The organism is Devosia ginsengisoli (assembly GCF_007859655.1).
Classification (GTDB): domain Bacteria; phylum Pseudomonadota; class Alphaproteobacteria; order Rhizobiales; family Devosiaceae; genus Devosia; species Devosia ginsengisoli.
The window spans coordinates 273208-288107 of record NZ_CP042304.1; the positions used below are offsets into that span (position 1 = coordinate 273208).

The 14900-nt window shown below is 63.4% G+C and carries 13 protein-coding genes; 12 read left to right on the forward strand and 1 reads right to left on the reverse strand.

Going from position 1 to position 14900, the window contains the following annotated elements; all coding sequences use genetic code 11:
• Nucleotides 1-231: 231 nt before the first annotated feature.
• Nucleotides 232-1161, forward strand: a complete 930-nt coding sequence (locus FPZ08_RS01430) for a hypothetical protein (protein ID WP_146288333.1) — start codon at nt 232-234, stop codon at nt 1159-1161.
• A 32-nt stretch (nt 1162-1193) separates the two neighbouring features.
• Here the strand turns inward: FPZ08_RS01430 and kce are convergent, their stop codons facing one another.
• Complete coding sequence (gene kce / locus FPZ08_RS01435; RefSeq protein ID WP_146288334.1) at nt 1194-2126, reverse strand: 3,5-dioxohexanoate:acetyl-CoA acetone transferase; 933 nt, start codon at nt 2124-2126, stop codon at nt 1194-1196.
• 253 nt (nt 2127-2379) lie between these two features.
• On the opposite strand from kce, the gene FPZ08_RS01440 reads away from it, so the two are divergent.
• The 11 genes from FPZ08_RS01440 (at nt 2380) to ugpE (ending at nt 14899) form a co-directional block, all read left to right on the forward strand.
• On the forward strand, nt 2380-3132 hold the full coding sequence (locus FPZ08_RS01440) for an SDR family oxidoreductase (protein WP_146288335.1): 753 nt from the start codon (nt 2380-2382) through the stop codon (nt 3130-3132).
• Nucleotides 3133-3377: 245 nt separating this feature from the next.
• Nucleotides 3378-4328, forward strand: coding sequence for a Bug family tripartite tricarboxylate transporter substrate binding protein (locus FPZ08_RS01445; RefSeq protein WP_186767161.1), 951 nt, complete (start codon nt 3378-3380; stop codon nt 4326-4328).
• Between the two features lie 90 nt (nt 4329-4418).
• Nucleotides 4419-5066: a tripartite tricarboxylate transporter TctB family protein gene (locus FPZ08_RS01450; RefSeq protein ID WP_146288337.1), complete on the forward strand. Its 648-nt coding sequence runs from the start codon at nt 4419-4421 to the stop codon at nt 5064-5066.
• On the forward strand, nt 5059-6564 hold the full coding sequence (locus FPZ08_RS01455; RefSeq protein ID WP_146288338.1) for a tripartite tricarboxylate transporter permease: 1506 nt from the start codon (nt 5059-5061) through the stop codon (nt 6562-6564). Before FPZ08_RS01450 ends, FPZ08_RS01455 begins: the two co-directional genes overlap by 8 nt.
• A 93-nt stretch (nt 6565-6657) precedes the next feature.
• Entirely contained in the window at nt 6658-7908 is a 1251-nt protein-coding gene (locus FPZ08_RS01460) for an iron-containing alcohol dehydrogenase (protein ID WP_146288339.1), read from the forward strand.
• A gap of 12 nt (nt 7909-7920) precedes the next feature.
• A complete protein-coding gene (locus tag FPZ08_RS01465; RefSeq protein WP_186767162.1) occupies nt 7921-9393 on the forward strand; it encodes an NAD-dependent succinate-semialdehyde dehydrogenase in 1473 nt (490 codons plus the stop codon).
• 87 nt (nt 9394-9480) lie between these two features.
• Nucleotides 9481-9789: a hypothetical protein gene (locus FPZ08_RS01470; protein ID WP_146288341.1), complete on the forward strand. Its 309-nt coding sequence runs from the start codon at nt 9481-9483 to the stop codon at nt 9787-9789.
• 28 nt (nt 9790-9817) lie between these two features.
• On the forward strand, nt 9818-11545 hold the full coding sequence (locus FPZ08_RS01475) for an ABC transporter ATP-binding protein (RefSeq protein ID WP_146288342.1): 1728 nt from the start codon (nt 9818-9820) through the stop codon (nt 11543-11545).
• A gap of 226 nt (nt 11546-11771) precedes the next feature.
• Nucleotides 11772-13100 (forward strand): sn-glycerol-3-phosphate ABC transporter substrate-binding protein UgpB, encoded by a 1329-nt coding sequence (ugpB, locus tag FPZ08_RS01480; RefSeq protein ID WP_146288343.1) that lies wholly within the window; start codon nt 11772-11774, stop codon nt 13098-13100.
• A gap of 56 nt (nt 13101-13156) precedes the next feature.
• The gene (gene ugpA / locus FPZ08_RS01485; protein ID WP_146288344.1) at nt 13157-14041 is read left to right on the forward strand and encodes a sn-glycerol-3-phosphate ABC transporter permease UgpA; all 885 of its coding nucleotides are present in this window, start codon (nt 13157-13159) and stop codon (nt 14039-14041) included.
• Between the two features lie 9 nt (nt 14042-14050).
• The gene (ugpE, locus tag FPZ08_RS01490) at nt 14051-14899 is read left to right on the forward strand and encodes a sn-glycerol-3-phosphate ABC transporter permease UgpE (protein ID WP_146288345.1); all 849 of its coding nucleotides are present in this window, start codon (nt 14051-14053) and stop codon (nt 14897-14899) included.
• Nucleotide 14900 lies beyond the last annotated feature (1 nt).

Here is a 14900-nt window from a genome sequence, read left to right on the forward strand (position 1 = left end):
TTCCCCCCGATCTGCCGCACAGGCGGCACTAGAGCTGCCAACTCTAGGGGTTGCGGTGTTCTCAACGAAATCACAGCGACTTCGATTTCACAAGGTGAAACCCGGAAGCCGGAATTTTCATCGCTCGAAATCCTGCAGGCGCGGCCCGTCCCTCGCCGGGCCTTGCCACATACTGGCCCGATCTAGATCGGCGCCCGGATTGGTTTGGCCGCCGCGCAAGGAGAATGAACAATGAGCGAACTCTCACGCCGGCAGGCGTCCCGGTCGGTCTTTTCCGAACAGGAACCCCAGCAGATCGGCAAAGACGGCCTGTCGCGGACCTGGATCACGCGGGGCGGCAATATGGCCGTCTGCGTCTCGGAGGTCGAAGCCGGTGCGGTGCTGACCTGGCAGGACAATCCCGAGGAGCACATGCTCATCATTCCGCCGCGCGGCGCGGCAATGGAAGTGGAAACCGGCGGCGAATCCATGCTGGCCGAACCTGACTCGCTCACCATCCTGCCACCCGGCTCGGGCCGGCTCATTGCCCGCGATACCGGCAGGATTGCGCGGATATTCTCAAAGGCGGCGACCGACGTCATGGCGCTTGCCATCAACAGCGATGCCTATGCCGATGGTGCGCCGGAACTGGCGCCGGTCGATCTCTGGCCCGAGCCGATCGGTGGCTTCAGGATCCGCCACTATCCGCTGGCGCAATATATCGACCCCCAGGGCGACCGCATCCAGCCGCGCTGCTTCCGGTCCACCAATATGATGGTGAACCTTTTCGGCCATTTCTTCACCCGTCGCGGCACGACGGAGCTAAGCCCGCACTGGCATGACGATTTCGAGCAGGCCTCGCTATGCCTGGACGGCGCCTGGATCCACCACATCCGCTACAACTGGGGCGCCGACCTGAACACCTGGCTTCCCGACGACCATTCGGTGACACCGACGCCATCGGTCATGGTCATTCCCGCCCGCGCCATTCATACCAGCCGGGATGTCGGCGCGGACGGACCGGAGAGTTCGCTCTACGACATCTTCTGCCCGCCACGCATGGACTTCGCCTCCAAGCCCGGATTTGTCCGCAACGAGGATGAGTATCCCCTGCCGGCAAGAGGCAATGACGGGGAGCCGAAGACCGGCGGCACGCTGCTCAGTTGGCAGAAGTCCGGCTGATGAGGACTGGCCGGAGCCGCCCTGGCTCCGGCCTAGAAATTCACGCGATCGCCGCCCTTCAATGCCAGCATGTCGCGGGCTTCGTTGGGCGTCGCTACGGCAAAGCCGAGCGCCTCGACCATCTGGCGCGCCAGCCGGACCTGCTCGGCATTGGATTCCGCCAGTCGGCCCGGCCCGGCCCATAGCGAGTCCTCGAGCCCGACTCGCAGATGGCCGCCCATAAGCATGGATTGCATGGCGATGGCCATCTGGCTGCGGCCGGCGCCCAGCACCGACCAGCGATAGTCGTCGCCGAACAACCGGTCGGCCGTGCGCTTCATATGCATCACGTCTTCATTATGCGTGCCGATACCGCCCAGAATGCCGAAGACGCTCTGGATGAAGACCGGCGCCTTGAGCAGTCCGCGCTCGAAGAAATGGGCGCAGGTATAGAGATGGCCGATATCGTAGCACTCGATCTCGAACCGCGTGCCGTTCTCGGCGCAGGTCGTCAGGATTTTCTCGATATCGGCAAAGGTGTTGCGGAACACCCGATCGCGCGAGCCTTCGAGATAGGGACGCTCCCATTCATGCTTGAAGTTGCCGTAGCGCGACAGCATGGGATAGAGGCCGAAATTCATCGATCCCATGTTGAGCGAGGCCACTTCGGGCTTGAATTCCGCCACCGGCCGCAGGCGTTCGTCGATGCTCATGGTCGGGGAACCGCCCGTGGTGATGTTGAGCACGCAATCGGTGCGCTGCTTTATCGCCGGAAGAAGGGCGCCAAACTGCTCGATCGACTGATCGGGCTGCCCGGTCACCGGGTTGCGCGCATGCAGGTGAATGATGGCGGCTCCGGCCTCGGCGGCTCCTATGGCTGCATCGATGATCTCGGCGGGCGTGACGGGCAGGTGCGGCGACATCGATGGCGTATGGATAGCGCCGGTGACGGCGCAGGTTATGATGATCTTGCGTTGTTTGGTCATGTTGGCGCTCCACTTCTGGCCGGCATCAGTAGCGAAACAACCGCCGCATACCCCGGCCAAAACCGCAGATTTCGAGGGCTGAAAGAAACGCGGCTCGGCGCTTCGATGGCGGCCGGCGGTCCGCGAATGCTTTCGGCAAATGAAAATCACGCAGAAAAGGATTCTCGGGGCAGGGGGTGTCGCCTAACCTTGGCACTCGTTCACGGGCGGCAGGTTCCCCGTGTCTATCGTCATATGCAGATGCGGAGGTCTCATGGGAGACGTTGTTATTGTAACGGGTGCCAGCAGCGGCATCGGCGCGGCCACGGCCCGCCTGCTCGGGGCCGCCGGCGCCAGCGTGGTGGTGAACTACAAGAGTTCGCGCGACCTGGCCGAAGGCGTCGTCGCCGAGGTCGAGAAGGCCGGCGGCAAGGCGATCGCCATCCGCGCCGATATGGGCAAGGAAGCCGATATCCTGGACCTGTTCGCCCAGACCGACAAAGCCTTCGGTCCGCTGACCGGCCTCGTCAACAATGCCGGCGTCAACGGCCCGCAGCACCGCTCAGCCGATAATTACGACTTCCAGGAGGCCATGGACATTTTCGCGGTCAATACGGTCGGCGTGCTCATCGCCTGCCGCGAAGCCATCAAGCGGATGTCGACCAAGCATGGTGGGGCCGGTGGCAGCATCGTCAATATTTCCTCGATCGGCGCCCTGACAGGCTCGCCCGGCCGGTTCATCCATTATGCCGGCTCCAAGGCGGCCGTCGATATCATCACCAAGGGCCTGGCGGTCGAAGTCGCGCGCGATGGCGTGCGCCTCAATGCCATCCGCCCCGGCATGATCGATACCCCGATCCATGCCAAGGCCGGCCAGGCGGATCGGGTGAAGGAATTCGCTGCCAAGAACCCGCTGGGCCGGGCCGGCCAGCCCGAGGAAGTGGCGGAGGCCATTGCCTGGCTGCTGTCGAGCAAGGCCTCGCTGGTCACCGGCGCCGTGCTCGATGTGATGGGGGCGCAGCGCTAGGAGCGCGCGCGACAAAGCGGGCGGTTTTCATTGCTCGAAACAATATGCGCGCGATCTGGCCCGGTTCGAAATCTGCCATAGCATCCCGATGCTGGCGCCGCGCGGCGTCTTGCGGCGGACCGCGCCGACTACGTTTGCGACCATGTACAGATGGCGTTACCACGCCACACCAGGGAGGAATATCGATGAATAGGTTTGTTTCAGGGCCCCGGAATACGGGCCGGACAATGCGGCACCGGCTGGCAATGACGGCCCTTGTCGTGGCCACGGTCCTCGGCCTCGCGCCCGCAGGCGTCATGGCCCAGGATTATCCCAACCAGCCCATCACCGCGATCGTGCCATTCGGCGCCGGCGGCGGGGCTGATACCCAGACCCGTATCTGGGGCGAGGCGATCGCGCCGCTGATCAAGCAGCGCATCATCGTGGAAAATGTGGCCGGTTCGGCCGGCGTGGCCGGCACCAAGCAGGGCATCGGCGCCGAACCGGATGGCTACAGCGTGATCCTGGGCGCCGCTTCGACCATCGCCATCAACCCCGTCACCAATACCGCTGCCGACTATGATCCGCTCACCGACATGCGCCCTGTCGCCCTGATCGGCTACACGCCCTACGTCATGGTCGTGGCCAACAATCTCGACGTGAAGACGCTGGGCGAGTTGATCGAATACGGTAAAGCCCATGAAGGGGAACTGACCTATGCGGGATGGACCGCGGTCGGCGAGTTCGCCCGCAAGGGCCTTGAAAACCGGACGGGCCTGGCAATGACCCCGGTGCCCTATAAGGGCGTGACGGAAGCCATGACCGATGTCATCGCGGGGCGCGTCTCGGCGAGCATCCTCGATATCTCGACCGCCCTGCCATTCATCCGCTCGGGCAGCGTCACCCCGATCGTGATGACCGGCCCCGACAAGTCGCCGGCTTTGCCCGACGTGCAGACCATCGATGAGGCGGGCGTCAGCGACTATCTCATCGATTCCTGGATCGGCCTGTTCGTTCCCAAGGATACCCCGGACGAGATCGTCGAATTCCTCAACGCCAAGACGCTCGAAGCGCTGCAGGGCCAGATGGCCACCGACCGCTATGCCGACCTCGAGATCGAGCGGCGCGACTACAATGTCGCTGAAACCTATGACTTCATGGAGCGGCAGGTCAGCGGCTGGAAAGCCCTGATCGAGGAAGTCGGCCCGGCCGAGTGACGAAATGGGCAATTGGCGGCCGGGCAAGGGTCCGGTCGCCGATTGCCGGGCTGCGCTGCGCCATGGCGAGCCGACAGGAGGACTTCGAACATGACATCTGAACCCGTGGCCATGACGCCGCCATCGCCGGTCCCCTATCACAGTCGTATCGACGTGATCGGCGGCGCGACGATCATCTTCATCGCCGGTCTCATCTGGTATGGAGCGATCGAACTCACCGTTGGCCAGATGGCCAATTTCGCCTCCGGCGCCCTGCCCAAGGCCATATCCATCATCCTGTTCGCCGCCGGCGGCTGGGTGTTCCTGCATGGGCTGATGCAGCGCGGTGAGGAGGCCGAGCGCTTCGAATTTGCCTTCCGGCCCACGGCCACCGTCGTCCTGGCCATCGTGCTGTTCGGCCTGTTCATCCGGGGTGGCGACTTCGGGCTGATATCCACCCCGCAACTGGGGCTCATGGTGGTCGGGCCGCTGACCGTCTTCATCGCCGGCAGTGCCACGCCGCAAATGCAGGTCAGGCAGTTGCTGATCCTGTCATTCGGGCTGACCGCGGCGATGTTGCTGCTGTTTCCCGACCTGCTGCGGGCGCCGATCCCGGTCTTTCCGAAATTCATCCAGGGCGCCATCCCGCCCTCATTCGGGATCGATGCCGCGGTGAGAGTGCTCTACGCGGCCTACGCCGCCCTGGCAGCGGCGCTCTATGTCGTCTTCTACAGAATGGCGGAGACGCAGCGTGACTGATCTCGCCCACCACCTGCTGCTCGGCTTCTCCGTCGTCCTGTCGGTGGAAAACCTCATGCTCTGCCTCATCGGCTGCCTGGTCGGCACGCTGATCGGCGTCCTGCCCGGCATCGGGCCGCTGGCGACCATCGCCATCCTGATGCCTCTGACTTACAATTCCGAGCCGGCCGGGGCGATCATCATGCTCGCCGGCATCTATTACGGCTCCCAATATGGCGGCTCGACCACAGCCATCCTGGTGAACATGCCCGGAGAATCCTCGTCCGTGGTGACGGCGCTGGATGGCCATGCCATGGCCCGGCAGGGCAAAGCCGGCAAGGCACTCGGCATAGCCGCAATCGGCTCGTTCATCGCCGGCACCTTCGCCACGCTGGTGCTGGCGGGTATCGCCATTCCGCTGTCCAAGCTGGCCCTCAGCCTGACCGCCGGCAATTACTTTGCCCTGATGGTGCTTGGCCTGACCCTGGCCATTGTCGTTGGCGGCGGCTCGCTGCTCAAGGCATTCTGCGCGCTGCTCATCGGCGTCGTCATGGCGCTGGTCGGTGCCGACCAGATTACCGGGGAACCGCGGCTCACCTTCGGGACGCAGGTGCTCTATGACGGCTTCGACATTGCCGTGGTCGCGATGGGGCTGTTCGGCATTGCCGAAATCCTGCGAAACCTCGAAACACCGGAAAGCCGGCCATTCGTGGGCGATGTGGTCGGCGGATTGCTTCCCAACAAGCAGGACATGAAAGCCTCGGCCGGGGCCATTGCGCGCGGCTCGATCCTCGGCAGCCTTGTCGGCATCGTGCCCGGAAACGGGGCCACGCTCTCCTCCTTCGCTTCCTATGCGCTGGAAAAGCGGGTGGCGCGCCACCCCGAAGAATTCGGCAAGGGCGCCATCCAGGGCGTTGCCGGTCCGGAATCGGCCAACAATGCCGCGGCCCAGACGACATTCGTTCCGCTGCTCACGCTGGGCCTGCCCTCAACCGCCACCATGGCGCTGATCGGCGGGGCGATGACGCTGCATGGTGTCGTGCCGGGGCCGCAACTGATCCAGATGCATCCCGACCTGTTCTGGGGTGTCGTTACCTCGATGTGGCTGGGCAATCTGATGCTTGTCGTCATCAACCTGCCGCTGATCGGCATCTGGGTGCGGCTGCTGAAAGTGCCCTATCACCTGCTGTTCCCCGCCATCGTGCTGATCTGCTGCATCGGCATCTATTCGGTGAATTCCCGCCCCACCGATATTCTCATGGTCGCCGCCTTCGGGGCCATCGGCTACCTGTTCTACAAGCTGAAATTCGAGCCGGCGCCCCTGCTGCTCGGCCTCGTCCTGGGGGGAATGCTCGAGGATTCGCTGCATCGCGGCCTGATCCTGAGCCGGGGCAACCTCTGGGGCTTCCTGGCCGACCCGATGACCCTCGTGCTGCTGCTGATTTCGGTGATCGTCGTCGTCTCGGCGCTTTCGCCATCGATCAGCCGACGCCGGCATGTCCTGGCCGAGGAGGGGTAGACACCCCAGGCCGCCACCAACCAACCACGACCGACGCGAGCCGGGAACACCCGTGTCCGCGCCCCCTGAGTCATGCCTTCAAGGAGAAGAGCCTTGTCATTGTTCGGAAGCCTGCGCATGCCGCGCAACCTGATCTTCGGCGCCGGCCAGCGGCGCTCGCTTGCCGGCTACGCCGCCGCATTGGGCCATCGCGCCCTCATCGTCACCGACGAACGGCTCGGCGCCGATCGCGCGCTTGCCGGTCTGGTGGATAGTCTGCGCCAGGCCGGGGTTGACGCGCATATCTTCGATGGCGTGATTGCTGAGCTCCCGACCAGTTGCATCGCCAGGGCGGTGGAAATGGGCAAGGCCGCTGCTGTCGATCTCGTCATCGGCATTGGCGGCGGCAGTTGCCTCGACGCGGCAAAGGTCACCGCTTTGTTGCTGACCCATGGCGGCAAGGCTTCGGACTATTACGGGGAATTCAAGGTGCCGGGCCCCGTGCTCCCCCTGATCTCGATCCCTACCACTTCGGGTACCGGATCTGAGGTCACGCCGGTCGCGGTGGTGACCGATCCCGACCGGGAATTGAAGGTGGGTATAGCCAGCCCTCACCTGATCAGCCATACCGCGATCTGCGACCCCGAGCTGACCTATTCCTGCCCGCCAGGGCTGACCGCCGTCTCCGGCGCCGATGCCCTGACCCATGCGATCGAAGCCTTCACCACGATGCGGCGCGAGGCTACTCCGACGATCACACACGAACACGTGTTTCTTGGAAAGAATGCGCTCACCGATCATTATGCCCTGATGGCCATTTCGCACATCGCCTCGGGTCTCAAGCGCGCTTATGACGACGGTGCCGACAGCGAAGCCCGCGCCCGGCTGATGCTGGGTGCGACGGCGGCGGGGCTGGCTTTCGGCACGGCCGGCACCGCGGCCGCCCATGCCGTGCAATATCCGGTCGGCGCCATGACCCATACGCCACACGGGGCCGGCGTCGCGGTGATGATGCCCTATGTCATGGAATTCAACCGCAAGTGGTGCGAGCCCGAACTGGCCGAGATCGGCCAGGCAATGGGGCTCGAACTGTCCGGGCGGCCGATATCAGAACAGGCGGGCGCCACCATCGATGCCGTCGCGCAGCTTTTCGCATCGATCGGCATCCCCCGCACGATTGCCGATCTGGGCGTCAGCGGCGCACAATTGCCGCGTGTCGCCGAGCAGGCAATGGGGATCACCCGCCTCATCAAGAACAATCCGCGTCCCATAGACCATAGCTCCATGGCCAGTCTGGTCGATGCCGCCTTCAGCGGCGATCGGGCCCGGCTGCGTGGAGCCAATAGCGAACCAAAGGCCAGTTGAGCTATGACCACAATGCACAAGACTACCCCGCAGACCGGCTTCGATCTGGCCGCCGTGCCGACCGGCCTGTTCATCGGTGGGACATGGCGGCCGGGCTCGACCGGCCAGCGGATCGACGTCATCGATCCCTCCACCGGCGCCGCCATCGCGGCGGTTGCCGATGCCAGCGTCGAGGACGCCATGGTGGCCGTGCAGGCGGCAACCGATGCCGGCACTGGCTGGGCCGCGACAGCACCGCGCAAGCGTTCGGAAATCCTGCGGCGCTGCTTCGAGCTGATGGTGGAGCGCAAGGACATGCTGGCCCAGCTCATCAGCCTGGAAAACGGCAAGGCCCTGAGCGATGCGCAGGGCGAAGTCGCCTATGCCGCCGAATTCTTCCGCTGGTTCGCCGAGGAAGCGGTGCGGCTCAATGGCGAAATCTCCACTGCGCCTTCGGGCGCCAACAAGATCATCGTCCAGCACCAGCCGATCGGCGTGGCCGTGCTGGTGACGCCGTGGAACTTCCCCGCCGCCATGGCGACACGCAAGATCGCGCCGGCACTGGCCGCCGGGTGTACCTGCGTGCTCAAGCCGGCGACCGAAACGCCGCTCACCGCCTATGCCCTGGCGGCATTGTTCGCCGAGGCGGGCGTGCCCGACGGCGTCGTCAACGTGATCACGACAGGCCGATCCGGCCCGGTGGTCAGCGCCATGCTGCACGATCCCCGCGTGCGCAAGCTGTCCTTCACCGGCTCGACGGAAGTGGGCCGGCGCTTGCTGCATGAAGCCGCCGACACGGTGATTTCATGCTCCATGGAACTCGGCGGCAATGCGCCGTTTATCGTCTTCGACGATGCCGACCTGGATGCCGCTATCGAAGGCGCCATGATCGCCAAGATGCGCAATGGCGGCGAGGCCTGCACGGCGGCCAACCGCTTCTATGTGCAGGGCGGCATTGCCGAGGCATTTTCGCAGCGTCTGGCCGAGCGCATGGGGGCGATGCAGGTCGGCCCCGGATATGAGGCGGCAACGCAATGCGGCCCGCTGATCAATCAGGGCGCGGTCGATCGCATTGCCGGCCTGATCGACGATGCGTCGAGCCGCGGCGCCAAAGTGCTTACCGGCGGCCGGCCGCTCGACCGGCAGGGCTTCTATTTCCCGCCCACAGTGATTGCCGGCGTTGCTGGCGATGCCACGATCATGCAGGAGGAGATTTTCGGGCCGGTCGCCGCAATCGCCACCTTCGCGAGCGAGGATGAGGTCATCGCTGCCGCCAACGCTACGGAATATGGCCTTATCGCCTATGTCTATACGCGCGACCTCGCCCGCGGGCTGCGCGTGTCCGAGCGGCTGGAAAGCGGCATGGTCGGCCTCAATCGCGGCATCGTCTCCGATCCGGCGGCGCCGTTTGGCGGCGTCAAGCAGAGTGGCCTCGGCCGCGAAGGAGCGCATCACGGCATTCTCGAATTCTGCGAGACCAAGTATATCGCCGTTTCCTGGGGCTGACGGCTCGCCGCCAGCCGGGCTTGCATATTAACATGATTATGTTACTCCACTTAAGGTCCGCCGAACGGCCCTGAGTGGAGTAACGCCATGTCCTACGACCGCACCGCTACCTTTACCGCCGTGCGCGCCGCATTGATGGCGTCTTATTCCGGCGCACTGGCCACGACCCGCTTGTCGCCGCTCGAGGCGCTCGAATGCATGGCCGCGGCGCTGGGGTCGCTCTATCGCGAAGTTGCCGATGCTCATATCGATCCGCAGGGCTGTCATTGCGGCTGGCAGCCGCATGCCGTGCTCGACATGGTTGCGCTGGAGCAGGCAATGGCGGCAAATGGCGCGCGTGACGAAGACGAGGACATGTTCGACCTGCGCTCGATAGCGCCGGCCGGTCATGGCTGACCACCAAAACCCCTGTTAGACCCATTTCATGATCAAGCGTTTCTTTTCCTATTATGCCCCTTACAAGGGCCTGTTCGCTCTCGACTTCGGCAGCGCCGTGGTTGCTGGCCTGCTCGAACTCGCCTTCCCGCTGGCCGTGGCCTATTTCATCGATACGCTGCTGCCGCAGAATGATTTCGGCCTCATTCTCATCACCAGCATTGTCCTGCTGCTCATCTATTGCCTCACCGCGGTTCTGCGCGGCGTGGTCAACTATTTCGGCCATATGCTCGGCATCCATATCGAGACCGACATGCGCCGCCAGGTCTTTTCCCATTTGCAGAAGCTCAGCTTCCGCTTCTTCGACAATCATAAGACCGGCCAGCTCATCACCCATGTCACCAAGGGCCTGGAGGATATCGGCGAAGTCGCCCACCATGGCCCCGAGGACCTGTTCCTCGCGGTCATGACCTTCCTGGGCGCCTTCGCGCTGATGTTCATGACCAATTGGCAACTGGCTGCCATCACCGTCGTCCTGGTGCCGGTTATGACCTGGCTCGTCAGCACCTATGGCGCGCGCATGAACAGCAACTGGCGCGAGCTTTACGGCCGGGTCGGGGACTTCAATACGCGCGTCGAGGATTCCATCGGCGGCGTGCGCGTCGTGAAGGCCTTTGCCAATGAAGGGCATGAGGAAAAGCTCTTTGCCGGCAACAACGAGGCCTACCGCACGACCAAGCTGCAGGCCTATGCGCTGATGACCGCCAGCAATGTCGTCACCTTCCTCAGCACCCGCCTCATCCAGCTCGCCGTCATGATCTTCGGCGCCTGGATGGTGACGCGCGGCGAGCTTTCCTATGGCGGTTTCGTCAGCTTCTTGCTGCTGGTCAATGTCTTCATGCGCCCGATCGACCAGATCACGCAGGTGCTCGAAATGTACCCCAAGGGCATTGCGGGTTTCACCCGCTTCACCCAGTTGATCGATACCGAACCCGACATTGCCGACCGCCCCGGCGCCAAGGTCGTCAACCACCTGCGCGGCGACATCTCGTTCCGCAATGTCAGCTTTTCCTACGAGCATTCCGGCCGCAGGATCATCGACAATCTCAGCCTTGATGTCTCGGCCGGCGAAACCCTCGCCATTGTCGGCCCGTCCGGCGCCGGAAAGACCACGCTCTGCGCCCTGCTGCCGCGCTTCTACGAAATCGAGGAAGGCGCGATCACCGTCGACGGAACCGATATCCGCGACATGACGCAGGCCAGCCTGCGCAGCCAGATCGGCATCGTGCAGCAGGATGTCTTCCTGTTCGGCGGCACTTTGCGCGAAAACATCGCCTATGGCCGGCTCGATGCCAGCGATGGGGATATCATCAAGGCCGTGCACAGCGCCCGTCTGGAATCGGTCATCAAGCGCCTGCCTGATGGTCTCGACACGCTCGTCGGCGAGCGCGGGGTGAAGCTGTCGGGTGGGCAGAAGCAGCGCGTGGCCATTGCCCGCATCTTCCTCAAGAACCCGCCGATCCTGATTCTCGACGAGGCGACCTCCGCGCTCGATACGGCAACGGAAGTGGCCATCCAGCGCTCGCTGGCCGAGCTGTCCGAGGGGCGGACGACGCTGGTCATTGCCCATCGGCTGGCCACTATCCAGCATGCCGACCGCATCGTGGTGATCGATGAGACCGGAATTGTCGAGGAGGGGAGTCACGAGGTGCTGTTGGCCAGGGATGGCGCCTATGCAGTGCTGCACAAGGCGCAGTTCGGGTATCTCGCGGGATAGGGAGTTTTTGTTGAGTACCCCTCCTAACCTCCCCCTGATAGGGGGGAGGAATCCGGCTGGTGGGTTTGGCTGGATCACGCCAAAACCCTATGTCGGGGGACTGTCACCCCAGTGACTTGGAACCGTCACCCAACTGTCAATCGCCATTGTTAGGCACGCCGGGCTCGCGATCAGACGGGCCGGCAGGAGCCCTCCTGCTGATATTCCGACAGCCAGGAGAGACCCGATGGTTCGCCATTCATTCGCAGCCGGCCTTGCCGCCCTGACCGTAGCCCTATCCTCCAGCATCGCGCTGGCCCAGACCGAAGTCACCTGGTGGCATGCCATGGGTGGCGAGCTGGGCACCAAGCTCGAAGAAATCGCCGCCGGCTTCAATGCCAGCCAGTCCGACTATGTCGTGACCCCGGTGTTCAAGGGCTCCTATGCCGAGACCCTGACCGCCGCCATCGCCGCCTTCCGCGCCAATGAACAGCCTGCCATCGTGCAGGTCTTCGAAGTGGGCACCGGCACCATGATGGCCGCCAAGGGCGCCGTCTACCCGGTCTACCAGCTCATGGCCGACAACAACCAGCCCTGGGACCCGGCGGGCTTCCTCGCCCCAGTGACCGGTTATTATTCGGACACCGATGGCAACATCCTGTCGATGCCGTTCAATTCCTCGACCCCGATCATGTACTACAACAAGGACGTGTTCGAAGCCGCTGGTCTTGACCGCGAAGTCGCGCCCAAGACCTGGGCCGAAGTCGAGGAATTCTCCAAGAAGATCGTCGAGTCCGGCGCTGCCTCCTGCGGCTTCACCAGCGGCTGGGTGAGCTGGATCCAGACCGAAAACCTCTCGGCCATTCATGACCTGCCCTATGGCACGCTGCAGAACGGCTTCGGCGGCCTTGCCACCGAATTCACCTTCAACGGCGAAACCCAGGCCCGTCACTGGGACAACCTGGCCAAGTGGAGCAAGGAAGGCCTGTTCCGCTATGGTGGCCCGGCCGGTGGCGCCGATGCTCCGCCGCTGTTCTACACCGGCGACTGCGCCATCTACATGAACTCGTCGGCCTCGCGCGCCGGCGTCATCGCCAACGCCGCCGGCTTCGAAGTCGGTTTTGCTCCGCTGCCCTATTATGACGACGTGATCGCCGAGCCGAAGAACTCGATCATCGGTGGCGCGACCCTGTGGGTGCTGAACGGCAAGTCGGCTGAAGAATATGCCGGTGCCGCGGCCTTCTTCACCTATCTCAGCCAGCCCCAGGTCCAGGCCGACTGGCACCAGTTCACCGGCTACCTGCCGATCACCAATGCGGCTTTCGAACTGGGCCAGAGCCAGGGCTATTACGAGGCCAATCCGGGTTCGGACATTGCCATCGAGCAGATTACCCGCGGCACGCCTTCGGACAATTCCAAGGGCATCCGCTTCGGCAACTTGACCCAGGCGCGTGACGTCATCGACCAGGAATTCGAAGCCGTGCTGGCTGGCAGCAAGACCGGCCAGGAAGGCGTGGACGCCGCCGTTGCCCGTGGCAACGAAATCCTGCGCGAATTCGAAGCTGCCAACCAGTAAGCGCGACTAGCTGGGCCCGGACACCAGTCCGGGCCCCATTCCATCTGCGAGGCTCCATGCAGACCAAGCGCACGATCTTTCCGAACATGTGGCTGCCCTATGGGTTGCTGGCGCCGCAACTGGCCATCACGCTGGTGTTTTTCATCTGGCCGGCTCTGCAGGCCGTCAAATCCTCGTTCGAACGCGAGGACCCGTTCGGTTTCAAGACGACCTTCATCTGGTTTGCCAACTATTCCAAGCTGCTGGCCGACCCGATGTATCTCAATGCGCTGTGGCGCACGCTGATCTTCGCGGTTCTGGTGACCGTGATCGCCATGGGCGTGTCGCTGGTCCTTGCCGTCGCGGTCAACCGCCTGCTGCGCTCGGGCCGGGTCTATACGACGCTGCTGGTGTGGCCCTATGCCGTGGCACCTGTCGTGGCCGGCATTCTCTGGTGGTTCATGTTCAATCCCTCCATCGGCATTCTCAGCTATGTGCTGGGGCAGATGGGCGTGACCTGGAACCACCGCGTCAATGCCGACCAGGCCATGATCCTGATCGTGCTGGCCGCAAGCTGGAAGCAGATTTCCTACAATTTCCTGTTCTTCGTCGCCGGGCTGCAATCGGTGCCCGCCTCGCTGTCGGAAGCGGCGGCGATCGACGGGGCAGGACCCTTCAAGCGGTTCTGGACCATCGTCGTGCCGCTGCTGTCGCCGACGACCTTCTTCCTGCTGATCGTCAATATCAACTACGCCATGTTCGACACATTCGGCGTCGTTGATGCCACCACGTCGGGCGGCCCGGCGCAGTCGACCAATATCCTGGTCTACAAGGTTTATGCCGACGGCTTCCTCGGCCTCAACATCGGCTCATCGGCAGCCCAATCGGTGCTGCTCATGCTCATCGTCATCGTCCTGACCGTGGTCCAGTTCCGCTTCGTCGAGCGGCGCGTGCAGTATTAGGAGCGCCCCATGGTCGAAAACCGCCCCTGGCTGAACGTCCTCACCCATCTGGTGCTGGTCGTCGGCGTCATCATCATTGCCTTCCCGGTCTATCTGGCCGTCATCGCCTCGACCCATGGTCCCGGCGCATTCCTGAGCAATGTCGTGCCGCTGCTGCCCGGTCCCTACCTGCTCGACAATTACGGGCAGATGCTGAGCCAGGGCATGTCCACCTCAGGCGCGCCACCTCTGACGCTGATGCTGGCCAATTCGCTGGTCATGGCTATCATCATCGCCGTGGCCAAGATCGCCATCTCGATCATCTCGGCCTATGCCATCGTCTATTTCCGCTTTCCGCTGCGGACGCTGGCCTTCTGGATCATCTTCATCACGCTGATGCTTCCGGTCGAAGTGCGCATCATCCCGACCTTCAAGGTCGTGTCCGACCTGGGGCTGCTCAATTCCTATGCCGGCCTGACCATCCCGCTGATCGCCTCGGCTACGGCGACTTTCCTGTTCCGGCAATTCTTCCTCACCGTGCCGGATGAATTGATGGAGGCGGCGCGGGTCGATGGGGCGGGGCCGATGAAATTCTTCCGCGATATCCTGCTGCCGCTGAGCCGTACCAATATGGCCGCGCTCTTCGTGATCCTCTTCATCTACGGCTGGATGCAGTATCTGTGGCCGCTGCTGGTGACCACCGACCCCAAATTCTATACCGTCGTCATGGGCATCAAGCGCATGGCCGCTGTTGCCGACGCCGATCCGCAATGGAACCTGGTCATGGCTGCCGTGGTGCTGGCCATGCTGCCGCCGGTTCTTATCGTCATCTTCATGCAGCGCCTGTTCGTCAAAGGCCTGGTGGAAACGGAGAAATAAC

Bases quoted from the DNA above. Each gene is read 5' to 3' on its own strand.
- FPZ08_RS01430 (WP_146288333.1), top strand. From the start codon at position 232: ATGAGCGAACTCTCACGCCGGCAGGCGTCCCGGTCGGTCTTTTCCGAA.
- kce (WP_146288334.1), bottom strand. From the start codon at position 2,126: ATGACCAAACAACGCAAGATCATCATAACCTGCGCCGTCACCGGCGCT.
- FPZ08_RS01440 (WP_146288335.1), top strand. From the start codon at position 2,380: ATGGGAGACGTTGTTATTGTAACGGGTGCCAGCAGCGGCATCGGCGCG.
- FPZ08_RS01445 (WP_186767161.1), top strand. From the start codon at position 3,378: ATGACGGCCCTTGTCGTGGCCACGGTCCTCGGCCTCGCGCCCGCAGGC.
- FPZ08_RS01450 (WP_146288337.1), top strand. From the start codon at position 4,419: ATGACATCTGAACCCGTGGCCATGACGCCGCCATCGCCGGTCCCCTAT.
- FPZ08_RS01465 (WP_186767162.1), top strand. From the start codon at position 7,921: ATGCACAAGACTACCCCGCAGACCGGCTTCGATCTGGCCGCCGTGCCG.
- FPZ08_RS01470 (WP_146288341.1), top strand. From the start codon at position 9,481: ATGTCCTACGACCGCACCGCTACCTTTACCGCCGTGCGCGCCGCATTG.
- FPZ08_RS01475 (WP_146288342.1), top strand. From the start codon at position 9,818: ATGATCAAGCGTTTCTTTTCCTATTATGCCCCTTACAAGGGCCTGTTC.
- ugpB (WP_146288343.1), top strand. From the start codon at position 11,772: ATGGTTCGCCATTCATTCGCAGCCGGCCTTGCCGCCCTGACCGTAGCC.
- ugpA (WP_146288344.1), top strand. From the start codon at position 13,157: ATGCAGACCAAGCGCACGATCTTTCCGAACATGTGGCTGCCCTATGGG.
- ugpE (WP_146288345.1), top strand. From the start codon at position 14,051: ATGGTCGAAAACCGCCCCTGGCTGAACGTCCTCACCCATCTGGTGCTG.